Raw genomic sequence first — 24,112 nt, 5'->3', positions numbered from 1 at the left:
TGCCGTGCTGTGCCGAGCTGTGTCCTGCGCCGACGGGGCGGGGCGGGATCAGGCCTGCCACGCCTCGATCGGGTTGCCCAGCCAACGGGTGTCCGCCGGGACGGTCTCGCCGCCCATGACCAGCGAGGCTGGTCCGAGCGTGGTCCGGGCGCCGACGCGGCTGCCCGGGAGCACGATGCCACCCGGGCCGAGGGTGGCGCCCTGATCGAGGACCACAGTATCCATGCGCATGATCCGGTCGTGGAAGAGGTGCGTCTGCAACACGCAGCCCCGGTTCACGCTCACGCCGTCGCCCAGGGTGACCAGGTCGGACTCGGGCAGCCAGTAGCTCTCGCACCACACGCCCCGGCCGACGTGCACGCCCAGGCCGCGCAGCCAGAGCGTCTGCACCGGCGTGCCAGGGACCGAGCCGATCAGCCACGGCACGGCCAGCACCTCGACGAAGGTGTCGGCGAGCTCGTTGCGCCACACGAAGCCGCTCCACAACGGGTGGTCCACCGCGCGGAAGCGCCCGACCAGCAGCCACTTCGCCGCCACGGCCAGCAGCGCCGCGACCGTCCCCGCGCCAAGCAGGGCGACACCGGCCAGCCAGGCCGCCCCGGCCTGCCACAGCGCGCAGAGCGCCGCGCCGGTCAGCGCGGCGAGCGCGGTGGAGCAGAAGACCGGCAGCAGTCGGCAGAGCTCGACCAGACCGCGCGCCCAGAGCAGCCGGGCGGGCGGGTCGTAGGTGAGGCCCTCGTCGCCCTTCTCGGCCGCGCGGGGGAGCTTGACCGGTGGCAGGCCGAGGTAGGAAGAGCCCTTCTTGGCCTTCTTCGGCGTCGCGGAGAGCACTCCGACCAAGCCGCCCTCCGGGACCGAGCGGCCTGGGCCGGTCATGCCGGAGTTGCCCAGGAAGGCCCGGCGGCCGATCTCGGCGCGCCCGATGCGCAGCCAGCCCCCGCCCAGCTCGTAGGGGGCGGTCAGGGTGTCGTCGGCGAGGAACGCGCCCTCGCCGACGGTGGTCAGGCTGGGCAGCGCGAGGACGGTGGAGACCTCCGCGCCACGGCCGACCTTCATGCCCAGCAGTCGCAGCCACACGGGGGTGACCAGCCCGGCGTAGAGCGGGAAGAGCGTCCCGCGTGCGGCGTCCATCAGCTGGCTGACGGTCCAGGCCTGCCAGCCGATCCGGCTGTGTACGGGATGGAAGCCGGTGCGCAGTCCGAGACTGAGCAGCCGGACCGCCACCAGCACGAGCAGCGCGAACACCGCGCCGTAGGTGAGCGACGCGGGGACGACGGCGAGCAGCGCGCCGCGCAGGGCGGCCGACAGGCTGCCGGTCTGCGGCACGAACTCCGCCGCGACCAGCACCGTGGGGGCGGCGGCCAGCAGCGGGAGCAGGGTCAGGAACGCGCCGCTCGCGCCGTAGGCGGCGGACCAGTGCAGTCGGCGCGGCGGCCGCTGCTTGGGCCAGGCGCGGTCGGCCTTGCCGATCTTGACGGCAGGGACGCCGCCCCAGCGCTGGCCGGTCGGAATCAGCCCGACGACGCCGGAGCCGGGGACCACCTCGGCGCGCTTGCCGACCCGCGCGTCGGGGAAGAGCACCGTTCGCGTGCCGACCACGGCCTGCGAGCCAACCTTGATCGCGCCGATCTCCAGTCGGTCGCCGTCCAGCCACCAGCCGGAGAGGTCCACCTCGGACTCGACCGCGCAGCCGCGCCCCAGCCTGAGCAGCCCGGTCACCGGCGGAAGCGAGTGCAGGTCCACCTCGGACGCGATGCGCGCGCCCAGCGCCCGGCCGTAGCGGACCAGCCAGGATCCGGTCAGGGCGGTCGCGCCGCTCAGTTCGGCCAGCCGCTCCGCCGTCCACAGCCGCAGGTGCACGGCGCCGCCGCGCGGGTAGCGGCCGGGCCCGACCCCGCGCAGCAGCAGCCGGGCGCCGCCGGCCGCGATCGCGATCCGGCCGGGTGGGCTGAAGAGCAGGATCGCGCCCGCGCCGACCAGCCACCAGGAGCTCGTCGGCGCCCAAGGATAGGCCCCGAACCAGTGCAGGACGTTGCCGAGGGCGAGCAGTCCGACCGTCCAGCGCAGCCCGACGAGAGTGAACAGCGGCACCAGCAGCGCCAGCTGGATCGCCTGCGCGCGGCGCGGTGTCGGGGCGATCTCACGCTTCTCGCCGTCGGTGTGTGCCGAGCGGTCGAGCAGTTTGGCCTGCTTGCGCAGCGTCGGGTAGGCGTAGACGTCGAGCACGGCGACGGCGGGGTAGCGCTCGCGCAGCAGCGTGGCCAGCCGGGCGGCGGCCAGGCTGCCGCCGCCGATGCTGAAGAAGTCGTCGTGGGAATCGGTCACCGGGACGCCGAGGATCTCGGTCCACCGCTCGGACAGCCAGGCCTCGGTGCCCTGGAAGCGCTGCGCGGCCGGGTCGGGCTCGCTGCCGGGGAGCGGCCAGGGCAGCGCGTTGCGGTCGACCTTGCCGGAGGTGCGCGTCGGCAGGTCGTCGACGACGGCGAGGACGGGGACGAGCGCGGCGGGCAGTTCCTTGCGCAGCCGCTCGACGGCGTCCCTGCGGTCCCAGTCCGGTGCGGTCACCAGGTAGCCGACGAGGAGCTGGTTGCCGCCGGGCGCGGTGCGCACGGCCGCTGCCGCGCCCGCGACGCCGGGCAGCGCCTGGAGCGCGGCGTCGACCTCGCCCAGCTCGATGCGGCGGCCGCCGAGCTTGATCTGCTCGTCGGCACGGCCCAGGAAGACCAGCCCCTCGGCGTCGGCGCGGACCAGGTCGCCGCTTCGGTAGGCCCGCTCCCAGCCGAGGGAGGGCAGCGGCGCGTACTTCTCCGCGTCCTTGGCCGGATCGAGGTAACGGGCGAGGCCCAGGCCGCCGATGACGAGCTGTCCGCTGCCGCCCAGCGGCACCGGCTGCTCGGCCTCGTCGACCACGGCCAGCTCCCAGCCGTTCAGCGGCAGGCCGATCCTGACCGGCTGCGAGCCGTCCATCAGCGCGGCGCAGGCCACGACGGTGGCCTCGGTCGGGCCGTAGGTGTTCCACACCTCGCGGCCCTCGGTCACCAGTCGCTGCACCAGCTCGGGCGGGCAGGCCTCGCCGCCGAAGATCAGCAGGCGGACCTCGCCCAGCGCGTCGGCGGGCCAGAGCGAGGCGAGGGTCGGCACGGTGGAGACGACGGTGATCTCCTGGTCCACCAGCCAGGGGCCCAGGTCGGCGCCGCTGCGCACCTGGGAGCGCGGAACGGGGACCAGGCAGGCGCCATGCCGCCAGGCCAGCCACATCTCCTCGCAGGAGGCGTCGAAGGCGACGGAGAGCCCGGCCATGACGCGGTCGCCGGGGCCGATCGGCTCGTCCTGGAGGAAGAGGGCGGCCTCGGCGTCGACGAAGGCGGCGGCGCTGCGGTGGGTGACGGCGACACCCTTGGGCTTGCCGGTGGAGCCGGAGGTGAAGATGATCCAGGCGTCGTGCTCGGGGGTGGGGCCGGCGGTGGACGCGGCTGAACCCTGGGCGGCGGGCGCGGTTCGCGCCGTCGGGGCGTCCGGCACGCCTCGTGTCGTCGTGGCTGCCGGTGCCGGCTGTGCTGCTGCTTCCTGTGGTGCTGTTGGCGCGGTGGCGGTGGCGGTGGCGGTGGCGACGGCCGGAGCCTGGGCCGCTGTTGGCGACCCTGCCGGCCTGCTCAGGTCCGGCCGGGACACCGGGCTCTGCGGGAAGGCGGGCACGGCCGATGTCGCCGCACCGGGGTGACGCGGTGTCAGGGAGAGGTTAGCGCCCAGGATCGCCTGGACCTCGGCCTCGCCGAAGACCAGTTCCGCACGCTCGTCCGGATCCTCCGCGTCGACGGGAACGTACGCCGCACCGGCGGCGAGCACGGCCAGGATGCCGACGTAGAGCTCGTTGGTCCCGGACGGGATCCGCACGCCGACCCGGTCGCCCGGCCTGATCCCGGCCGCCGCGAGCCGCTTGCGTTGCGCCTCGACGGCGGCGGCGAGAGCGCGGTAGCTCAGTTGGGCGTGTCCGTCGTCGAGCGCGGGCTCCTGTGGGTGGGCGCGGACGGTCGCGTCGAGGAGGTCCACCAGTGTGCGTGGCGACGCGCCCCCGCCTGCCGTGAACAGCGCTGGAGACGCCGTCGGTGCAGGCTGGGCGGGCTGAGCGGTGGTGGCGATGGTCATCGGGCCCTCGTCCCTTGTCGACAAGGGGATCCAGTTTACCGAACGAAGGTTCCGATATTCGGTATCTGCGACGATTGCCCCACTGGCCCGCCTGTCGTTTCCCGGGCCGTCACCCGAGGAGCGCGTCGATCGCCCGCAGGATCCGCTGCTCCGAGATCGAGTACGGCGTGCCCAGCGGCTGCGCCCACAGACTGACGCGCAACTCCTCGATCATCCATCGGATCTGCCGCACGCCCTCCTCGTCGCGGCGTTCCGGCGGCAGCTCCGCGAGCAGTTCGGCGTAGGCGTCCTGCATCCGGATGATCGCGCTGGTGCGGTCCCGGTCGCGGATCGGGTCGTCCTGCAGTTTGACCAGCCGGCGCTCGATCGCCTTGAGGTAGCGCAGCAGGTCCGGCAGGCGGCGCACGCCCGTGTCGGCCACGAAACCCGGGTGCACGAGCTCCTTGAGCTGGGCCCGAATGTCCGTCAGGCCCGTCAGCAGGGCGAGGCTGTTGCCGATGCCCTTCAGCCGCTCCTGCACCCGGTGGTGCACGGCCAGCACGTTGGCGGTCCTGATCACGGCCTCGGCCGTCGTCTCGTACAGCTCCGCGCGGACATGGTCGCGCAGCTTCGCGTAGTCCTCGCCGTCCCAGGCCGGGCCGCCCGCGTCGGCGATCAGCTTGTCCGCGGCGGCGGTCACGCAGTCGGCGAAGAGCGCCTCGGTGCTGCCGTGCGGGTTGGCCGCCAGCGCCAGCTTCGCGCCCTTGCCGAGCCGCGACTGGATCGAGTTGACCGGCGAGTTGACCCCGAGCAGCAGCAGCCGCCGGGTACCGGCCGCCATCGCGCGCTGCTGCTCGAAGGGGGTGTCCAGCAGCTGCACGGAGACCGAGTCGCCGTCGTCGACCAGCGCCGGATAGCCCTTGACGGTCTGCGTGCCGCGCTTCTGCTCGAAGGTGTGCGGCAGCTCGCCGATCGTCCAGTCCGTAAGGCCGCGCTTCTCCAGCCCGCCGGCGGCCTTGGCGATGGCCTGCTGGGTTCGGGCCTTGAGGTCCAGCTTGAGCCGGTCCAGGCTCTTGGCCTCGGCCAGCTTGTGGCCGCGTTCGTCCTCGACCCGGAAGGTGATCCGCAGGTGGTCGGGGATGGCGTCCAGGCTCCAGCTGTCGCGCGGGACCGGGATGCCGCGCAGGTGGTGCAGCTGCCACTCCAGGATCTCGACGAGCGGCTTGTCGTCGGCGGCCGGGTCTCCCGTCTTGGAGCTGCGCTGCGCCAGGGTCTGCATCAGTCGCTTGGCGTAGTCGGGGGCCGGGACGAAGTTGCGGCGCAGCGCCTTGGGCAGCGAACGGATCAGCGCGGTGACCAGCTCCTCGCGCAACCCGGGGATCTGCCAGTCGAAGCCGGCCGGACGCACCTGGTTGAGCAGGGTGAGCGGGATGTGGACGGTGACGCCGTCCTGCTCGGTGCCGGGCTCGAACTGGTAGGTCAGCGGCAGTTCGAGGTCGCCCTGGCGCCACACCGAGGGGTAGTCCCGCTCGGTGACCGCCTCGGCGCTTTCGTTGACCAGCAGCTCCGGGGTGAAGGTGAGCAGTTCGGGCTTGGCCCGGTGGGTCTTCTTCCACCAGCTGTCGAAGTGGGCGGCGGACACGACCTCCTGGCCCACGCGCTGGTCGTAGAAGTCGAAGAGGGTCTCCTCGTCGACCATGATGTCGCGGCGACGGGCGCGGTTCTCCAGCTCCTCGACCTCGTCGAGCAGCTTCCGGTTGTCGTGGAAGAAGCGGTGGTGGGTGCGCCACTCGCCCTCGACCAGCGCGCGCCGGATGAACAGCTCGCGGGAGAGCTCCGGGTCGATCTTGCCGTAGCCGATCTTGCGCCCGGCGACGAGGGTCAGCCCGTAGAGGGTGACCCGCTCGAAGGCGACGACCTGGCCACGGTCCTTCTCCCAGTGCGGCTCGCTGTAGGTGCGCTTGACCAGGTGGGCGGCCAGCTCCTCGATCCACTGCGGCTCGACCTTGGCGGCGATCCTGGCCCAGAGCCGGGAGGTCTCCACCAGCTCGGCGGCCATCACCCAGGCGGGCGTCTTCTTGAAGAGCGCGGACCCCGGGAAGACGGCGAACTTCGCGCCGCGTGCGCCGAAGTACTCCTGCTTCTCGGCGTCCTTGGAGCCCACATGCGAGAGCAGACCGGCGAGGAGGGAGCGGTGCACCGCGTCGCCGTCGACCTCGTCGGGCATGTGCGGCTCGCCCAGGTCGACGTCGAGGGACTTGGCGACCTGGCGCAGCTGCGCGTCGATGTCCTGCCACTCGCGGATGCGCAGGTAGTTGAGGAACTCGGCCTTGCAGGTGCGGCGGAACTGGCTGCTGCTGAGTGCCTTCTGCTGCTGCTTCAAATAGCGCCAGAGGTTGAGGTAGGTGAGGAAGTCCGAGGTCGGATCGGTGAAGCGGGCGTGCAGCTGGTCCGCGTGCGCGCGCTTCTCGACGGGACGCTCGCGCGGGTCCTGGATGGAGAGCGCGGCGGCGATGACCATGACCTCGCGGATGACGCCGTGCTGCTCGGCCTCCAGCACCATCCGGGCGAGCCGCGGGTCGACCGGGAGCTGCGCGAGCTTGCGGCCTATCGGCGTCAACCGCATCTGCCGGCCCTGGTCGGACGCTCCGGCCTCCAGCGCGTGCAGCTCCTGGAGCAGGTCGACGCCGTCCTTGATGTTGCGGCGGTCCGGCGGCTCCAGGAACGGGAAGGCGGTGATGTCGCCGAGCCCGGCGGCGGTCATCTGGAGGATGACCGAGGCCAGGTTGGTACGCAGGATCTCCGGGTCGGTGAACTCGGGGCGGGAGAGGAAGTCCTCCTCGGAGAAGAGCCGGATGCAGATGCCGTCGCTGGTACGGCCGCAGCGACCCTTGCGCTGGTTGGCGCTGGCCTGCGAGACCGCCTCGATCGGCAGCCGCTGGACCTTGGTGCGGTGGCTGTAGCGGGAGATGCGCGCGGTGCCGGGGTCGATGACGTAACGGATGCCCGGGACGGTGAGAGAGGTCTCGGCGACGTTGGTCGCCAGCACGATCCGGCGGCCGGAGTGCTGCTGGAAGACGCGGTGCTGCTCGGCGGAGGAGAGCCGGGCGTAGAGCGGGACGACCTCGGTGAATTTGAGTCTCTGCTTCTCCAGCGCCTCCGCGGTGTCGCGGATCTCGCGCTCGCCGGAGAGGAAGACGAGGATGTCGCCCTGGCCCTCCTCGCCGAGCTCGGCGACGGCGTCGCAGATCGCCTGGACCTGGTCGCGGTCCCGGTCGATGTCGGAGCCCGGGTCCTCCTCGTCGCCGTCCTCGATGATCGGGCGGTAGCGGACCTCGACCGGGTAGGTCCGGCCGGACACCTCGATGATCGGGGCGTCCTCGCCGGTCGTCGCGTCCGCGAAGTGGCGGGCGAAGCGTTCGGGGTCGATCGTCGCCGAGGTGATGACGACCTTGAGGTCGGGGCGCTTGGGCAGCAGTTGCTTGAGATAACCCAGGATGAAGTCGATGTTGAGGCTGCGCTCGTGGGCCTCGTCGATGATCAGCGTGTCGTACTGCCGCAGCAGCCGGTCGTTCTGGATCTCGGCGAGCAGGATGCCGTCGGTCATCACCTTGACGGCGGTCTGCTCGCTGACCTGGTCGGTGAAGCGGACCTTCCAGCCGACGGTGTTGCCGAGCTCGGTGCCGAGCTCCTCCGCGACGCGTTCGGCGACCGTGCGGGCGGCGATCCGGCGGGGCTGGGTGTGCCCGATCAGGCCGCGGACGCCGCGGCCGAGCTCCAGGCACATCTTGGGAATCTGCGTCGTCTTGCCCGAGCCGGTCTCACCGGCGACGATCACGACCTGGTGGTCGCGGATGGCCGCCAGGATGTCGTCCTTGCGGGCGCTGACCGGCAGTCCGTCCGGATACGCGGGGGTGGGGATCGTGGCGCGCCGGTTCTCCAGGCGCAGCTCTGCGGCTTCGACGTCGGCGGTGATCGCGGAGAGGGTGCGCTCGCGCTTCTCGGGCTCACGCACCTTCCGCAGGCCCTCGAGCCTGCGTCCGAGGCGCTCCTCGTCCCGGAGCGACAGTGAACTCAGCCGTGCGGCGAGTACCCCGACCGGCCCGGAGGCGGCGGCGCGGGGCGCGGAGCGCGGGCGGCGAGAGGTGGCGGTGTTCTGCGGCTGGGTTCCCATTGCGTAGACAAGCGTACGCAAGAGGGGACCTGCCTTGTCGAACCGTTATCCGGGACGGACGCCAGGGGTGCTGCCCCAGTCTCGCCCGGGCGGGACTGGGGACGAGCGCTGAGCTGCGCGCCCCTGGCGCGGCCGCAGGCTTTGGGGGGTGGCGAACGTGACGCGGGGAGGGTCGGGAGGCGGTTCCGGGTGCGCTTGGCCCTGCCGACCGCCGGCTGCGGTCTTCTCGTTGGTGACCTGCGGGACGACGAGCGAGTGCGGCCGGTTGCACAGTTCTCTCGCCGGCGAGGTCCGGGACCGCCGGTGTGCGGCGCGGCTCGCCTGGTAGGCCCGACTGACTGGCCGTCGCGGCCTTCCGGCCTGGCGCGCAGCGGACGCGTGACCGTGGGGCCGCGAGGTCAGCGGTCGGGGCGGGGCAGACTGACGGCTGCGGTTTTCTCGCCGGCGAGGGCTGTGACGGCCGATGTGCGGTGGGGTGCGGCGCGCGGCTCGCCTGGTCGGCTGCGCCTGGGCCCGACCGACCGTCGCGGCCTTCTGGCCTGGGGCGCAGCGGCCGCGTGACCGCGTGGTCAGCGGTCGGGGCGGGGCAGTCGGAAGTGGACCAAGCCGTCGGGGGGTGGGACGGGGACGAGGGCGAAGCCGCAGCGGCGCAGGACCGCCTGGGAGGCCTCGTTGGCGCTGGTGGTGCGGGCGTTCACCACGTTGACCTCCGGGGAGTCGAGGGCCAGTGCGGCAAGAGCACGGACCGCTTCCGTCGCGTAGCCCGCGCCGCGCGCGGTGGGGGCGAGCTCGTAGCCGAGCTCGACCTCTCCCGTCGCCCCCGGCGGACCGTGGAAGCCGATGCCGCCGATGGCGCGGTCGTCGGCGGCGCGGACGATCACGTACAGGCCCCAGGGCGGCAGGTACCAGTCCACCTCCGCCGCCCGCGCGGCGATGCCGGCGAGCTCCCAGACCCCGGGGCCCGGCGCCTCCGCGATCCAGTCGAACGCGGAGGGGTCGAAGGGGGGAGCGGTGAGGCAGAGCCGCAGGCGGGGCGTGGTGAGGAGCACGCGCCGACTATGCCACCGAGGCACGCGTTTGGGCGCCCCGGCCCGCGGTGTCAGCGGACTCGTAGCAGCAGCTTGCCCATGCTGGTCCGGCTCTCCAGCAGTTCGTGCGCCGCGGCGGCCTGGTCCAGCGGGAACTCCGCCGTGATCGGCACGGTGATGCCGGCGCGCTCGGCCTCGCGGAAGGCCCGCTCGGTCAGCTCGCGCAGCCGGGCCGGGTCGGTGGCGCCGAGGCCGAGGATGCTGAATCCGGAGACCGACAGCCCGCGCACCGCCAGGTCGCCGAAGCCGATCTGCCAGGGCGCGGCCTCGCTGGCATTGCCGAAGGCCACGGCGCGGCCGTAGCGGGCCAGTGAGGCGACGCTGCGGCGCCAGCTCTCGCCGCCGACCGGGTCGAGCGCGACGTCGACCCCGCGGCCGTCCGTGGCGCGCAGTACCTGCTCGTCGAAGTCCTCACCGACGAAGACCTCGTCGTAGCCGAAGTCCTTCGCGTAGGCGGCCTTTTCCGCCTTGGAGACGATGCCGAAGACGCGTCCCGCGCCCGCCGCGCGGGCCAGCTGTCCGGTCGCCGTGCCGACGCCACCGGCCGCGCCCTGGATCAGCACCGTCTCGCCCTCGCGCAGCCGGGCCACCTCGTGCAGCAGCGCGTAACCCGTGGCCAGGACCGTCGTCAGCGCGGCGGCGTCACGCAGATCGAGCGCTTCGGGCACGGCGAAGGTCGTCTCCGCCGGAACCAGGACCGTCTCCGCGTAGCCACCGCCGTTGACCATCGCGACCACGTGCTGGCCCACGGTCAGACCGCTCACGCCGGCCCCCAGGGCGCGGACCGTGCCGGAGACCTCCAGACCCGGGCGGAAGGGGAAGGACTCCACCCGGTACCCGACCGACCGGGCCTTGGCGTCGGCGAAGTTGACGCCCGACCAGGCGACGTCGACCGCGACCTGACCCGGCCCAGGTTCCGGTGCCGATACCTCCGCGACCTGCAGGACCTCAGGGCCACCGAGCTCCTCGAATACGACAGCGCGCATGACAGTCATCCCCCAGTGGTAGCTGAAGCGGTAAAGTGTTCGGTGAAGGTCGAACACCTTGAGTGTATGACTTTCATCGAACACTTCAAGTCCATTGGCCCGATCTTCGTCCGGGTTCAGTCGATAGGTGGCAGACCATGGCAGGCCATCGCCCCGCCCCACAGCACCGCGATCCCTCGGACGTCCCGGTCGAGGCGGTCTTCGCCGCGCTCGCCGACCCGGTGCGGCTGGAGATCGTCCGGCAGCTCTGGGCGAGCGAGGATTGGTCACGCGTCTGCGGATCCTTCGACGTGCCGGTCGGGAAGGCGGGGCTCAGTCACCACTTCGCGGTGCTGCGCGACGCCGGGCTGATCGAGCAGCGCGACGAGGGGGCCCGCCGGGTCAACCGCGTCCGCCGCGCCGAGGTGGACGCGGCCTTCCCCGGCCTCTGGCAGCTCGTCAGCCGCGACGCCCGCTAGCCCGGCGGCGGCTCGTCCGGCAGCTCGGGGATGCCCCGGCTGCCTTGGCCGGTGCCTTGGCGGACCCCGGCTACCCGCGCCGGTACCCCGGGCTGGCGGTTCGGCGGGCGCCCCGGCTGGTGCCTCGGCGGTACCCCGGCTGTCCCGGCCGGTAGTCCGGCTGTCTCACCGGCAGTCCGGCTGGCGCCGATGCTCGTGCGTCGGCGGTACCCCGGCTGTCCCGGTCGGTAGTCCGGATGGTGCCCCGGCCGGTGCCTCGGCGGTACCCCGGCTATCCCGGCCGTAGCTCGACGGGCGCCCCGATGGGTGCCCCGGCGGTACCCCGCCTGTCCCGACCGCCAGTCCGGCGGGAAGCCCGGCCGGTGGCTTGGCCAGTGCCCCGGCTGTAGCCCGACGGGCGCGTCGGCTGTCCCGGTCGGTAGTCCTGGCTGGCGCCCCGGTTGTCCCGGCGGGCGCCATGCTGGTGCGTCGGTGGTATCCCGGCTGCCCCGGGCGTAGCCCTGCGGGCGCCCGCGGGTGGCCCGGCCAGTGTTCCGGCCAGTGGGCCGGTGGTTCCCTGGACGTCGCGGCCGACGCCCGCGCGTCAGTAGGTCTCGTCCTCGTCCAGCTCCGAGTCGCCGTCCGCCTTCTCGCCGCCCTTGGCGTCGGCGTAGCGCTCGACGATGTGGGTGTCCATCGGGAAGCGCACCGGTGTGTCGCCGAAGACCAGCGCTCGCGCTTCGTCCGCCGAGGCGGTCACCGCCGCCGCGGCCGCCTCCGCGATGAGCCTCGGGCTGTGCACCACGATCTCGTCGTGCTGGAAGAAGACCAGCCGGGGCCGCCCGCCGTCCGGTGTCGCCGGGATCTCGGCGAGCCGTCGGCGCAGGGCGGCGATCAGCGCGAGTGCCCAGTCCGCGGCGCTGGCCTGGATCACGAAGTTGCGGGTGAACCGGCCGCGGGAGCGGGCCGCAGAGCCGGCCCGGTCCTCGCCCTCCTCGGCGGAGGCCGCGGTGACGTCCTGCCAGGAGGCGGACGGTGGGGGGCAGACGCGGCCGAGGCGGGACTGGACCACGCCGCCCGATTCGCCCGTCCGCGCCGCCGCCTCCACCAGGCCCATGGCCTGCGGGAAGCGGCGCCGCAGCACCGCGAGCAGTGGGCCCACCTCGCCGCTGGTCTGGCCGTACATCGCCCCGAGCAGTCCGAGCTTGGCCCGCGCCCGGTCTCCCTTGAAGGCGTCGGCCGCCAACCCCGCGTACAGGTCGCCCGCCGCACCCGCGCGGATCAGGCCGGGGTCGCCGGACAGGGCCGCGAGCACACGCGGCTCCAGCTGGCCGGCGTCCGCCACCACCAGACGCCAGCCCGGATCGGCGACGACCGCCCCGCGCAGAATGCGCGGGATCTGGAGTGCGCCGCCGCCCCGGCTGGCCCAGCGCCCGGACACGACACCGCCCACGACGTACTCCGGCCGGAATCGGCCCGAGCGCACCCACGCGTCGCGCCAGGCCCAGGCGTGCGCTGCGTAGATGCGCGACAGCTCCTTGTAGCGCAGCAGCAGCGGTGCGGCCGGGTGGTCGACCTGGCGCAGCAGGTAGTTCCTGGTGGAGGGGAGGCTGACGCCCTGTTCGGCGAAGGCGCGGAGCACCTGGCCGGGGGAGTCGGGGTTGATCTGACGCCCGCCCAGGGCCTCCTGGAGCTCGACCGCGAGCGCCGCCAGCTTCGGCGGGCGGGCCCCGCTGGCCGCCTGGGCCGCCGTCGGACGTGAGCCGAGCAGCTCCTCCAGCAGGGCGTCGTGGACCGGGATGCTCCACGGGAGCCCGTCGTAGGTCATCTCGGCGGCCACCAGGCCGCCTGCGGACTCGGCCGCGCAGAGCAGTCGCAGCCCTGGCCTGACCGCCTCCGGCAGGGCGGCCAGCCGACGCAACTGCTCGGCGTGGACCGCGACCAGCGCCGTCAGCGAATCGACGCCGGGCCCGAGCCGGCTGCGGTCCGGCGCGAAGAGCGCGTCCTGCGCGTGGGCGTCGGTCTCCGCCTCGGCCAGGCCGAGGCGGAGATCCTCGGGGACCGGCAGACCCTGGAGGCGTGCCCAGGCCGCGCCGAGCGAGCGCGGCTCGCCGTAGAGCCCCTCGTGGGCGAGGAGCAGCGGTTCGATCAGCTTCACGTCGTGGCAGCGGCCGAGCCTGCTCGCCGGGAGCTGCGGCAGCAGGCGCGGATAGACCTCGTCAGTCGCGGCCCAGACCCAGCGCGGGCGCTCCGCCCGCTCGCGTTCGGCCATGGCTGGGGCGAGGTCGCGCACGCGCTCGATCGGGCCGGTCGGCTGCCCTCCCTCGCCCAGTGGCTGGAGCCGCCCGCCCGGACCGTCCTGGTCCGCGTCGACCGCGATGCGCAGCTCAGCCACTCTCGTCCCCGTTGTCGATCTCTGCTCTGTCTCTGGCTTTGTCTCTCGTCCGTCTCTGTCGCGAACGTAGCACCGGCCACTGACAGGAGAGGCACGCCGTGCGCTGGTGGCGACTCACTCAACCGGTCGCCGATTCGGACATTTAGTGTGATTTCTGCATAAGGTGCAGATGCGGGCGCTCAACGACTCCGTCCGCGCCAGAACCAGAGAGGGGTCGTGCCGGTGCACTGGCTCACCGACCACATCTTCAAGCCCTATCCGGAGCTGCTGATCTTCCTCACCGCGGCGATCGGCTTCCTGGTCGGAAAGCTGCACTGGAAGGCCATCGGGCTGGGCGCGGTGACGGGCTGTCTCATCGCCGGGCTCTTCACCGGCTGGGCCACCGACGTCACCATCAACGGCACCGTCAAGTCGGTCTTCTTCATCATGTTCCTCTTCGCGCTGGGCTACAAGGTCGGCCCGCAGTTCTTCCGAGGACTGAAGAAGGACGGCTTGCCGCAGGCAGGAGTGGCCCTCATCGTCTGCCTCACCGGACTGGGCGTCTGCTACGGCTTCGACAAGATGCTCGGCTACGGCCCCGGGCTCGGCGCCGGCCTCCTCGGCGGTGCGCTCACCCAGTCCGCCGTCATCGGTGTGGCGCAGGACGCCATCGGCAACCTGCACAACCTGACCCACGACCAGATCACCGCGCAGCAGAACCTGGTGCCCATCGGCTACGCCGTCACCTACCCGCTCGGCACCATCCTCTGCGCGATCCTGCTGGCCAACATCGCGCCCCGGTTCCTCAAGAGCGACCTGAAGAAGGACTCCGCGCAGCTGGCGAAGGAGCTCGACGCTCCCGCGTCCAACCCGGACCTGGGCGAGGGGTACTACGAGGTCGTGCTGCGCGCCTACAGCGTCGACGGAACCCCCGTCGCGGGCGAGACCATCGACGCCTTCGAGGCCCAGCAGAAAGAGCTCGGCCGCCGGATCTACATCACCCGGATCCGTCGCGAAGGCAAGATCCTCGCGCACACCCAGCAGACCGTGGTCGAGCACGGCGATGTCGTCGCGGTGAGCGCACTCCGCCACGACCTCGTCGAGATGCGGCCGGCCACCGCGATCGGCGTGGAGACCGACGATGTCGAACTGCTCGGCTACCAGACCGAGTCGCTGCATGTGGTCGCCTCGGAGAAGGAGCAGCTGGGCAAGACCGTCGCCGAGCTGCGCGCCGAGCCGTTCATGGTCGGCGTCTTCATCGACAAGATCTACCGCTCCGGCTCCGAGTTCCCCTACCGGCTCTCGACGAAGCTGGAGCGCGGCGACACCGTCATCCTGACCGGGCCCAAGCGACTGGTCGACCCGGCCGGTGCGGCCATCGGCAAGCCGGTGCCCACCAGCTTCGCCACCGACATGGTCTGGATCGGGCTCGGCATCTTCCTCGGCGGCTGCATCGGCATCCCCTCGCTCACCGCGGGCGGCGTCCCGATCAGCCTCTCCACCTCCGGCGGCGCTCTGATCATGGGTCTGGTCTTCGGCTGGATCCGCGGCAAGTACCCCACTTACGGCAACGTGCCGCCGGGCGCGCAGTGGTTCATGGACACCCTGGGTCTCTGCCTCTTCGTCGCCATCGTCGGCATCAACGCCGGACCCGGCTTCACCAGTGGCCTCTCCCAGGCCGGCTGGGGCCTGCTGCTGTGGGGAGCCGTGGCCACCGTGATCCCGCTGCTCGTCGGCATTCTCGTCGGCCACTACATCTTCAAGATCAGAACGCCCATCCTGATGGGTGTCGTCGCCGGGTCGCAGACCACCACTGCCGCCATCGGTGCGGTCAACGAGGCGGCCGAATCGCAGGTCCCCACCCTCGGCTACACCATCCCCTACGCCGTGGGCAACGTCCTGCTCACCATCTGGGGTGCGATCATCGTCGCGCTCCTCGCCTGAACGCCTTCTCGGCCAGCTCCCACCCGTCCCGTTCGTTGAAAGGCACGTCATGGCCAAGCCGTCCGTCAGTCGCGAAGAGATGCAGCGGCTCTCCTCGCTCAGCCCCTTCGAGCTGAAGGGCGCCTTCATCGCCCTCGCCGAGAAGTACGCCGACGGGCAGAAGGGCAAGTCCGCCGCGCACATGCTCAACGCCGGGCGCGGCAACCCCAACTGGATCGCCACCAGCCCGCGCGAGGCCTTCTACGCCCTGGGTTACTACGGGCTGACCGAGAGCCGCCGGGTCTGGACCGCCGACAACCTCGGCGGCATGCCGGAGAAATCAGGCATCGGCGACCGCTTCGACGCCTACGTGCGCAGCCACCCCGAGCTGCCCGGCATCGAGCTGCTCAAGGACTGCATCGAACTCGGCGTCCAGCGCTTCGGCTTCGACCGCGACGCCTGGATCCACGAGCTCGTCGACTCCAGCGTCGGCGACAACTACCCCGTGCCGGACCGGATGCTCGTCCACGTCGAGCAGGTGGTGCGCGGCTACATCCACGACGAGCTGATGCAGGGCAAGCCGCCGAAGGACAACCAGCTCGACCTCTTCGCCACCGAGGGCGGCACCGCCGCCATGTGCTACATCTTCGACTCCCTCATGAAGAACGGCGTGCTGCACAAGGGCGACAAGATCGCCCTCATGGTGCCCGTCTTCACCCCTTACATCGAGATCCCTGAGCTCGAGGACTACGAGTTCGACGTGGTCAACGTCGAAGCGAGCCGGTTCGCCGAGGCGGGGGTGCGCGAGTGGCGCTACCCGGCCGAGGAGATCGCCAAGTTGGAGGACCCGGCCGTCAAGCTGCTCTGCCTGGTCAACCCGAGCAACCCGCCCTCGCTGGCGCTCTCGCAGCGGGTGACCGACCAGATCAAGCAGATCGTGGCGACCAGGAATCCGAACCTGCTGATCGTCACCGACGACGTCTACGGCACCTTCGTCAACGGCTTCCGGACGATCGCCACCGACCTGCCGCGCAACACGCTGCTGGTCTACTCCTACTCGAAGCACTACGGCTGCACCGGCCACCGCCTCGGCGTCATCGGCCTGCACCAGGACAACGTGATCGACGACACGATCGCCGCGCTCGGCCCGGAGGAGAAGGCGCGCCTCGCCAAGCGCTACGGAACGCTGACGCTGGAGCCGGAGAAAATCCTATTCATCGACCGCCTGGTCGCCGACTCCCGGCAGGTGGCGCTCAACCACACCGCCGGCCTCAGCCTGCCGCAGCAGGTGCAGATGGCGCTCTTCTCGCTCTTCGACCTGCTGCCCGAGGGGCAGGACTACAAGGCGAAGATCCAGAGCATCGTCCAGCAACGGCTCGACCTGCTGCTCGAGGGCTCCGCGATGAAGATCAACGAGGACGCGGGCCGGGCCGGCTACTACATCGAGCTCGACCTGCTCGCCGAGGCCGAGCGGGTGGCCGGCCAGGACTTCGCGGAGTACCTCCAGGACAACTACGTAGCGACCGAGCCGCTGTTCCGGCTCGCGGAGCAGACGGGTGTGGTGCTGCTCAACGGCGGTGGCTTCGACGGGCCGGAGTGGTCGGTCCGCGTCTCGCTGGCCAACCTGGACGACCTGGACTACCTGAAGATCGGCCACCACCTGAAGGAGATCTTCGCCGACTACCGGCGCGAGTGGGAGCAGTCCAAGTAGCACTGGGGCTGGAGGACGGTGGGATCCACTGCGCGCCGGGTGGCCGATCAGGTCAGCCGGCGCGCAGCGGCATGAAGAGGTAGCGGTAGGAGGAGTCCGGCAGCTCCACGTCCTCGCGGCCGGTGAGGACGGCGGGCTTGGTGGGCGTGGTGTAGCTGAGCTCCACGTACCGGGAGCGGATCGCGGTGAGCCCGTCGACCAGGTAGCCGGCGTTGGCGGCGAGGACGATCGGCTCCACATCGAAGCGCGCGTCGAGCGCCTGCCGTCCGCGGGCCTCGCTGCTGCCGCCCGCGTCCACGACGACCTGGCCGGTGGAGAAGGAGAGCCGCAGCGGCTGGTGGCGCTCCGTCACCAGGGCGATCCGCTTCACCGCTTCGAGCAGCGGCCCGCGTTCGATCACCGCGCTGCCGGTGTAGGCGTTCGGGAAGATCGCCTGATACCTGATGAAGTCCGCGCCGAGCAGGCGCGTGGTCGCCTCCCGAGAACCGGCGGCGAAGCCGATGAGCCCACCGTTGCCGTTGCCCTCCTCCAGGGCGGGAGCGATCGCGATGCGCTCGCCCTTGGTGAGCGAGCGGGCGATCTCGTGCAGGCTGCGGGCCGGCACGAGGGCGACGACCGGCTCCTCGGCCGGAACGGACGCGGTCGTCGGCGCCCAGGGGAGCTCGCGCACTGCGAGGCGGTAGCGGTCGGTGGCCACCAGCCGAAGCGTCTCGGCGTGGAACTCCAGCCGGATGCCGGTGAGGAACGGCAGCGCCTCGTCCCGGCCGGCCACGACAGCGACCTGCGCGACCGCCTCGGCGAAGAGCGCGCCGTCGACGGTGCCGCGCGGGGCGGGGAGGGCCGGTAGCCGCGGGTAGTCCTCCAGAGGGATCACCGGCAGCTCGAACTGCACCGGACCGCAGACGAGCGCGACATCGGAGCCCATCGTCGACAACTCCACGTGGTGCCCCCCGCCCGGCAGCGCCCGCGCGAGATCCGCGAGGAGCCGGCCAGGCACCAGCACCGAGCCGGGCTCCAGCACTTCGGCCCCGGCCTGGAACCGCGCGGAGACCTCGTAGTCGAAGCCGGACACCGTCAGCGTGCCGCCGTCCTGATCAGCGGTCAGCAGCAGCCCGGACAGGGCGGGTGCGGTCGATCGCGCGGGCAGCGCGTGCGCCGCCCAGGCGACGGCCTCGGCCAGAGTTTCGCGGGTAAGTCGGAGTTTCAACCGGTGCCTGCTCTCGTGCGGGGACGTGCTTCGCTGTCCTCGCATCCTGCACCCCACCACTGACAACCCTGGGCAGACGGGTCACTTGCACCACCTCAGGGGCGCGGGGAACTGCGCGACAAGCCACCCTGGGACGTAGAGCACCGAACGCGCAGGGCCATCCGCACAGGGTGGTTGTTCGCGCAGTTCCCCGCGCCCCTGAGGAGGTGCAACTACCTCTCGCGCCGAGCGGCTCGCGCCTCAGCCGAGCGTCAGGCCTAGGCCGGAGCCGGGAGCGGAGGCGCGGCGGATGACCACCGAGCCGCGCGGAGCCGTCAGCCGGAGCCACGCCGCGTGGCGGTGCAGGGTCACCTGTGGGGCCTGCTGGAGCAGCCCGGTCAGGTGGGCGGCGTGGAGCGCGCGCAGGGTCAGGCCGGCCGGGTGGACCCGGCGGGACCAGATCGCCTCCGCGATGGCGTCCCCGCCGGAGGGCTGGGTCGCCGCCTTGCGGAACTCCGTGATCGCGGCGGCGACGGCCGCGGCGAGCGGGTCGGTGGGCAGGTCCTCGACGTGCTCCCAGCCGACTCGCGGCGGCAGCAGCCCCGCCCAGGCAGGACCGGTGATCGCGGGCGGAAGCACCAGCCCGCTGCGTCCGTCGTCCGCCGCGCGAGCGAGCTCCTCGAGCCACTGGCCCGCCGAGACGGTGACGTCCAGCGGCTGGGCCCCGTCCAGCAGGGCCGTGCGGATCGCCAGCGGCCCGGACTCGCCGAGGGGAATCCGGGCGAAGACGGCCAGCGTCTCGCCCGCTGTCTGCAGCCGGACTGCGGCCGCGCGGTCGTAGCGCAGCAACCGTCCGAGGAAGTCCGCGAGAATCGCGGTCTCCCTGGGCTCGGCGAGTCTGAGCGGTTCCACGGCGGTGCTCATGCGGCGACCGGCTCGGCTTCCAGGTAGTCCGCGAGGAAGGCCCGCTCGGTCGGAGTGAGCCGTCGCGGGCGAGCCGCGGCCAGGTCGTAGGGGACGACGACGGTGCTGGCGCGGACGTAGACCCGGTCCTTGCCCTCCAGCCCGGCACCGACGTCCTTGATCTCGTAGGCGACCGTGAAGGAGGCCCGGCCCAGCTTGGTCAGCCAGGTCTCGATGACGATCGGCTCGGGGCGATAGACCAGCGGAAGCAGGTAGTCCACCTCGTGGCGGGCCACCACCGAACCCTCGGAGAAGGCCTTCTCGCCGGCCTCGCCAGCGTTGGTGAAGGTGAAGTCGATCCGGGCCTCTTCCAGATAGCGGAGGAAGTTCACATTGTTGACATGCCCGAAAGCGTCCATGTCGGACCAGCGCAGCGGGCAGGCATATATGTGGCGGGCCACGGAATCTCCGTCGGTAGGCAGGGTGCCGGGGCAGGCAGGACTGTGGACTTCCATCCTGCCCCGGCGATGTTGCGTGGCGATGACCTGCGGTTCTCAAGTGACGCAGGTCTCGCGGGGCCGTGCGGTCGTGCGGTCAGTCGCGGGTCAGCTTCTTGTAGGTGGCCCGGTGCGGGCGGGCGGCGTCGGAGCCCAGCCGCTCGATCTTGTTCTTTTCGTACGACTCGAAGTTGCCCTCGAACCAGAACCACTTCGAGTTGCCCTCGTACGCGAGGATGTGGGTGGCCACTCGGTCCAGGAACCAGCGGTCGTGGGAGATGACCACGGCGCAGCCGGGGAACTCCAGCAGCGCGTTCTCCAGCGAGCTGAGCGTCTCGACGTCCAGGTCGTTGGTGGGCTCGTCGAGGAGGAGCAGGTTGCCGCCCTCCTTGAGGGTCAGCGCCAGGTTGAGGCGGTTGCGCTCACCGCCGGAGAGGATGCCGGCCGGCTTCTGCTGGTCCGGGCCCTTGAACCCGAACGCGGAGACGTAGGCACGCGACGGCATCTCGACCTGGCCGACGTGGATCCAGTCGAGGCCGTCGGAGACGACCTCCCAGAGCGTCTTGTTCGGGTCGATGTTGGCGCGGCTCTGGTCGACGTACGAGACCTTGACCGTCTCACCGACCCTGACCGTGCCGGAGTCGTTGGGCTCCAGGCCGAGCATCATCTTGAAGAGCGTCGTCTTACCGGCCCCGTTCGGGCCGATCACGCCGACGATTCCGTTGCGCGGCAGCGTGAAGCTGAGGTCGTCGACCAGGACCTTGTCACCGAATGCCTTGGCCAGGTGCTCCGCCTCGATGACGATGGAGCCCAGGCGCGGGCCCGGCGGGATCTGGATCTCCTCGAAGTCCAGCTTCCGCATCTTGTCGGCCTCGGCCGCCATCTCCTCGTAGCGGGCGAGGCGGGCCTTGGACTTGGCCTGGCGGCCCTTGGCGTTGGAGCGGACCCACTCCAACTCCTCCTTGAGGCGCTTGGCGCGCTTCGCGTCCTTCTGCCCCTCGATCTTGAGGCGGGACTGCTTGGTCTCCAGGTAGGTGGAGTAGTTGCCCTCATAGGGGTAGGCGCGCCCACGGTCCAGCTCGAGGATCCACTGGGCGACGTTGTCGAGGAAGTACCGGTCGTGGGTCACGGCCACGACGGTGCCCGCGTACTTCTCCAGGTGCTGCTCCAGCCACTGGACCGACTCGGCGTCCAGGTGGTTGGTGGGCTCGTCGAGGAGGAGCAGGTCGGGGGCCTCCAGCAGCAGCTTGCAGAGCGCGACACGGCGCTTCTCACCACCGGAGAGGTTGCCGACCGCCCAGTCGCCGGGGGGGCACCCCAGCGCGTCCATGGCCTGCTCGAGCTGGGCGTCGAGATCCCAGGCGTTGGCGTGGTCCAGGTCCTCCTGGAGCTTGCCCATCTCGTCGAGGAGGGCGTCGGAGTAGTCGGTCGCCATGAGCTCGGCGATCTCGTTGAAGCGGTCAAGCTTCTTCTTGATCTCGGCGACGCCGTCCTGGACGTTCTCGAGGACCGTCTTGGTCTCGTCGAGCGGGGGCTCCTGCAGGAGCATGCCGACCGTGTAGCCGGGCGAGAGGAAGGCGTCACCGTTGGACGGCTGCTCAAGGCCGGCCATGATCTTCAGCACGGTGGACTTACCGGCGCCGTTGGGCCCCACGACGCCGATCTTCGCTCCAGGCAGGAAGCTGAGCGTCACGTCGTCAAGAATGACCTTGTCGCCGTGCGCCTTTCGCGTCTTGCGCATGGTGTAGATGAACTCAGCCAAGGTGAACCGTCCGGCGTCGTTGGGGTGTGGCTACAGCCTTCCATTGTGCCGCACCCGAAGGGACCGCCCGAACGCCCGTTGATCACAGCGCGCACTCGCGCTCGCCGACCTCGCCCGCTTCGCCTGCTTCGCCGCCCCGGACTGCGGCGAGGGCGAGGACCTTCTCACCCGCCCGGGCGGCGTCCTCCTGACGCTCACCCGCCGTGCGCTCGCCGACCTCCACCAGCCCACTCTCGGACCGCAAACCCTCGGCTTGCCGCGCTTCCGGCCGGACGGCCTCCGTCCGCTGCCCTTCCGAGCCCGTGACCTGCCCGCGCGGGCTCTCGCGCCGCATGAGGGCTCGCCGCTCGTTCAGGCGGGTGCGCTCGGAGATCGAGGCCACCAGTTCCGGCCTGCCCCGGACGGTTTTGCGGAACACCGTCGTCCCTCTGGCGAGGTCGTGGCCGAGCGCCGTCGCTTCGATCTCCGCGGAGACGCCCTTGGGCTGGCCGTCGGGCCGCTCCCACTCGCGGATCCGCATCCGGCCGGTGACCAGGACGGGATCGCCGGAACCGATCGAGGTCAGCGCGTTCTCGGCGAGGCTGCGCCAGGCCCAGACCGTGAAGAAGCTGGTGTCACCCTCCACCCAGACCTGGCGCGGACGGTCGAACCGCCGCTCCGTCGCCGCCAGGCGGAAGTGCGCCACGGGCACCCCGCCGACTGTCGTCGAATACCGCACCTGGCTCACCGCGACGCCGACGAGCGTGACCATCGTGCCATTCATCATCGTGCAGCCCCCAACCCTCCAGCTCCGGCCCTGCCGGGCCGCCTGGGACCACAGTGCCTGCCCACTGCCCTACCGGTCTCCACTGATCGCGTAGCCTGTGGACAACTGGGACATGTGGAAAACTCGGCCACTCGAACGGGTGCAGTTTGCCGGGGGCCGTGGCCCCTCGTCCGGCCGTGCGACTGCATAACGGCTGAGGCAGCAGCGCCGTAACGAGTGAACAACAGCCGCGCCCCATTGCTCCGCGACCGCTGCGCTCGAGCCACCCCACCTGCGATTATCAGACCGCCTCGCGGCAGGATTCGCCCAAACGACCCGGCCGCACGCACCCGGCACCAAGCCTTGCGCTGCTTATCCTGTCCCACGACAGGACCCGGCTCACCCGCCAGGCTCCACGCCAGGCCCCCATAGCTCAGCGGATAGAGCAGGTGCCTTCTAAGCACTTGGCCGCAGGTTCGAGTCCTGCTGGGGGCACACTTGAAAGCCCCTGCTACGCCCGGATCGCGGGCCGCGTTTCCACAGTTCAGGGGCTTGAACTGATATGGCGTGTACATTACCAAAGCTCTGCCACTGGCAACAGGGGCAGTCCGGCGCCGCGCGGCGCTGGTCCCTGGTGTCGAGCGTTCCCTCGAACTGGTTCCATCGACCGCTTCGACCGAGCAGTCGCGACCCCGGCAGGGGCTTGGACCGCTGGCGCCCCGCCCGCCTGCGTGCCGTTTGGGCTGGCTAGGGTGCATGCATGTCAACCACAACGCCCGGCCTGCCGCCTCTTGTTGACCCCGCCCAGTTGATCGCGGACCCCTATGCGGTGTACCGGGGGCTCCACGAGGTGGGACCCGTCCACCGGATCGCCGGCACGGACGGGCTGCCGGCGTGGCTGGTGACCGGATACGACGATGTCCGTCAGGCGCTCGGCGATCCCCGGCTCTCCCTGGACAAGCGCAACGCGGCCCCCGGCGGCTACCGCGGGCTCGCCCTGCCGCCGGCGCTGGACGCGAATCTGCTCAACATGGACCCGCCGGACCACACCCGCATCCGGCGGCTGGTCGCTCAGGCATTCACTCCGCGCCGCGTGGAGCAGCTCCGCGACCCGACCCGGAAGACCGCCGATCAACTGCTGGACGCCATCGCCCCGCAGGGTCGCGCCGACCTGATCGCCGCGTATGCCGCGCCGCTGCCGATCACTGTCATCTGCGAACTGCTCGGCGTGACCCCCGCCGACCGGGGTGACTTCCGGGCCTGGACCGATGCCCTCATCACCCCTGATCCCGCGCGGCCGACCCAGGCGAAGGAAGCGGTCGGCAGCATGCTTGCCTTCCTCACCCGACTCATCGCCGGGAAGCGGGCCAACCCGGCAGACGACCTGCTGTCCGCGCTGATCGCGGTGCGCGACGAGGAGGACCGGCTGAGCGAGGACGAGCTGATGTCGCTGGCCTTCCTGATTCTGTTCGCCGGATACGAGAACACCGTCCACCTCATCGGCAATGCGACCCTCGCCCTGCTCAGCCACCCCGACCAGTTGCAGGCCCTGCGCAGCGACCCCGGCCGACTCGGCGCTGCGGTGGAGGAGTTGGCTCGGTACGACGGGCCCGCGCCGCTGGCGATCCGTCGCTTCCCCGTCGAGGACATCACCATCGGCGGCGTGACGATCCCTGTAGGTGACACGGTCCTGCTCTCACTGGCAGCTGCCCAGCGCGACCCACGCCGCTTCAGCCAACCGGATCGACTCGACATCAGCCGTGACTCCACGGGCCACCTCGCCCTGGGACACGGCATCCACTACTGCTTGGGTGCGCCCCTCGCCCGGATGGAGACCGAGATCGCTCTGGCAGCCCTCCTGGACCGTTTCCCTCACCTCACGCTGGACACCCCGCCTGACGAACTGCGCTGGCGGCCGTCCATTCGGGCCCGTGGTCTGCTCAGTCTTCCGGTTCACCTCGGAGTGGGCTGAGGCACGCCGTGTGCGCGTCCTTGCCCGAGCCGTAGGTCGAACACGCGGTCACCGACAGAGCCCCCGGGGTGCCGACGAGTCGACGTGAGGAAACCAGCGCCGGCCCCCCCGTGCAGAGTCGCCGCGACGGCGACCGCGAGCAGCGCCAGCGTGATCAGCGCCGTCCCCGTCGAACGTCGCGTGTCCCGCGTCCGCATGACCTGCCTGCTCCGCATCGCCGGCTCCGCGC

14 protein-coding genes and 1 tRNA gene are annotated in these 24,112 nt (G+C 71.3%); 5 read left to right on the top strand and 10 right to left on the bottom strand.

Annotated features, from left to right (window positions below):
• Window positions 1-48: 48 nt before the first annotated feature.
• The 4 genes from ABIA32_RS09130 to ABIA32_RS09115 form a co-directional block, all read right to left on the bottom strand.
• Window positions 49-4,146 carry a Pls/PosA family non-ribosomal peptide synthetase gene (locus ABIA32_RS09130; protein ID WP_370093433.1) on the bottom strand — a complete coding sequence of 1,366 codons (4,098 nt, stop codon included), beginning with the start codon at window positions 4,144-4,146 and terminating at the stop codon, window positions 49-51.
• A 109-nt stretch (window positions 4,147-4,255) separates the two neighbouring features.
• On the bottom strand, window positions 4,256-8,299 hold the full coding sequence (hrpA, locus tag ABIA32_RS09125; protein ID WP_370093432.1) for an ATP-dependent RNA helicase HrpA: 4,044 nt from the start codon (window positions 8,297-8,299) through the stop codon (window positions 4,256-4,258).
• 569 nt (window positions 8,300-8,868) lie between these two features.
• The gene (locus ABIA32_RS09120) at window positions 8,869-9,348 is read right to left on the bottom strand and encodes a GNAT family N-acetyltransferase (protein WP_370093431.1); all 480 of its coding nucleotides are present in this window, start codon (window positions 9,346-9,348) and stop codon (window positions 8,869-8,871) included.
• A 50-nt stretch (window positions 9,349-9,398) separates the two neighbouring features.
• Window positions 9,399-10,373 carry a zinc-binding alcohol dehydrogenase family protein gene (locus tag ABIA32_RS09115; protein WP_370093430.1) on the bottom strand — a complete coding sequence of 325 codons (975 nt, stop codon included), beginning with the start codon at window positions 10,371-10,373 and terminating at the stop codon, window positions 9,399-9,401.
• 137 nt (window positions 10,374-10,510) lie between these two features.
• Here ABIA32_RS09115 and ABIA32_RS09110 point away from each other — a divergent pair, with 137 nt between their 5' ends.
• On the top strand, window positions 10,511-10,831 hold the full coding sequence (locus ABIA32_RS09110; protein ID WP_370093428.1) for an ArsR/SmtB family transcription factor: 321 nt from the start codon (window positions 10,511-10,513) through the stop codon (window positions 10,829-10,831).
• A gap of 583 nt (window positions 10,832-11,414) precedes the next feature.
• Here ABIA32_RS09110 and ABIA32_RS09105 read toward each other — a convergent pair.
• Entirely contained in the window at window positions 11,415-13,205 is a 1,791-nt protein-coding gene (locus tag ABIA32_RS09105) for a bifunctional 3'-5' exonuclease/DNA polymerase (RefSeq protein WP_370093427.1), read from the bottom strand.
• 222 nt (window positions 13,206-13,427) lie between these two features.
• On the opposite strand from ABIA32_RS09105, the gene aspT reads away from it, so the two are divergent.
• Both aspT and ABIA32_RS09095 read left to right on the top strand, forming a co-directional pair.
• Window positions 13,428-15,128, top strand: a complete 1,701-nt coding sequence (gene aspT, locus ABIA32_RS09100; protein ID WP_370093426.1) for an aspartate-alanine antiporter — start codon at window positions 13,428-13,430, stop codon at window positions 15,126-15,128.
• Between the two features lie 49 nt (window positions 15,129-15,177).
• Window positions 15,178-16,818 carry a bifunctional aspartate transaminase/aspartate 4-decarboxylase gene (locus ABIA32_RS09095; protein ID WP_370093425.1) on the top strand — a complete coding sequence of 547 codons (1,641 nt, stop codon included), beginning with the start codon at window positions 15,178-15,180 and terminating at the stop codon, window positions 16,816-16,818.
• Window positions 16,819-16,870: 52 nt separating this feature from the next.
• Here the strand turns inward: ABIA32_RS09095 and dnaN are convergent, their stop codons facing one another.
• The 5 genes from dnaN to ABIA32_RS09070 form a co-directional block, all read right to left on the bottom strand.
• Window positions 16,871-18,025 (bottom strand): DNA polymerase III subunit beta, encoded by a 1,155-nt coding sequence (dnaN, locus tag ABIA32_RS09090; RefSeq protein ID WP_370093422.1) that lies wholly within the window; start codon window positions 18,023-18,025, stop codon window positions 16,871-16,873.
• A 240-nt stretch (window positions 18,026-18,265) separates the two neighbouring features.
• Window positions 18,266-18,928, bottom strand: coding sequence for a hypothetical protein (locus ABIA32_RS09085; protein WP_370093421.1), 663 nt, complete (start codon window positions 18,926-18,928; stop codon window positions 18,266-18,268).
• Window positions 18,925-19,368, bottom strand: coding sequence for an acyl-CoA thioesterase (locus ABIA32_RS09080; protein WP_370093420.1), 444 nt, complete (start codon window positions 19,366-19,368; stop codon window positions 18,925-18,927). The genes ABIA32_RS09085 and ABIA32_RS09080 overlap by 4 nt, the downstream gene beginning before the upstream one ends.
• Before the next feature lie 133 nt (window positions 19,369-19,501).
• Window positions 19,502-21,166, bottom strand: a complete 1,665-nt coding sequence (gene ettA, locus ABIA32_RS09075) for an energy-dependent translational throttle protein EttA (protein WP_370093418.1) — start codon at window positions 21,164-21,166, stop codon at window positions 19,502-19,504.
• A gap of 82 nt (window positions 21,167-21,248) precedes the next feature.
• On the bottom strand, window positions 21,249-21,932 hold the full coding sequence (locus ABIA32_RS09070; protein WP_370093416.1) for a single-stranded DNA-binding protein: 684 nt from the start codon (window positions 21,930-21,932) through the stop codon (window positions 21,249-21,251).
• A gap of 401 nt (window positions 21,933-22,333) precedes the next feature.
• On the opposite strand from ABIA32_RS09070, the gene ABIA32_RS09065 reads away from it, so the two are divergent.
• Together ABIA32_RS09065 and ABIA32_RS09060 are read left to right on the top strand one after the other, a co-directional pair.
• Window positions 22,334-22,406 (top strand) — tRNA-Arg (locus tag ABIA32_RS09065).
• Window positions 22,407-22,671: 265 nt separating this feature from the next.
• On the top strand, window positions 22,672-23,883 hold the full coding sequence (locus tag ABIA32_RS09060) for a cytochrome P450 (RefSeq protein WP_370093415.1): 1,212 nt from the start codon (window positions 22,672-22,674) through the stop codon (window positions 23,881-23,883).
• Window positions 23,884-24,112 lie beyond the last annotated feature (229 nt).

The sequence above is a fragment of the Streptacidiphilus sp. MAP12-20 genome, assembly GCF_041262525.1.
GTDB lineage: Bacteria > Actinomycetota > Actinomycetes > Streptomycetales > Streptomycetaceae > Streptacidiphilus.
This window is presented reverse-complemented; position numbering and strand designations above follow the sequence as displayed.

Excerpts from the sequence above, each read along its gene's own strand:
- ABIA32_RS09130 (WP_370093433.1), bottom strand. The coding sequence starts at position 4,146 with ATGACCATCGCCACCACCGCTCAGCCCGCCCAGCCTGCACCGACGGCG.
- hrpA (WP_370093432.1), bottom strand. The coding sequence starts at position 8,299 with ATGGGAACCCAGCCGCAGAACACCGCCACCTCTCGCCGCCCGCGCTCC.
- ABIA32_RS09115 (WP_370093430.1), bottom strand. The coding sequence starts at position 10,373 with ATGCGCGCTGTCGTATTCGAGGAGCTCGGTGGCCCTGAGGTCCTGCAG.
- ABIA32_RS09110 (WP_370093428.1), top strand. The coding sequence starts at position 10,511 with ATGGCAGGCCATCGCCCCGCCCCACAGCACCGCGATCCCTCGGACGTC.
- ABIA32_RS09095 (WP_370093425.1), top strand. The coding sequence starts at position 15,178 with ATGGCCAAGCCGTCCGTCAGTCGCGAAGAGATGCAGCGGCTCTCCTCG.
- ABIA32_RS09085 (WP_370093421.1), bottom strand. The coding sequence starts at position 18,928 with ATGAGCACCGCCGTGGAACCGCTCAGACTCGCCGAGCCCAGGGAGACC.
- ABIA32_RS09070 (WP_370093416.1), bottom strand. The coding sequence starts at position 21,932 with ATGATGAATGGCACGATGGTCACGCTCGTCGGCGTCGCGGTGAGCCAG.
- ABIA32_RS09060 (WP_370093415.1), top strand. The coding sequence starts at position 22,672 with ATGTCAACCACAACGCCCGGCCTGCCGCCTCTTGTTGACCCCGCCCAG.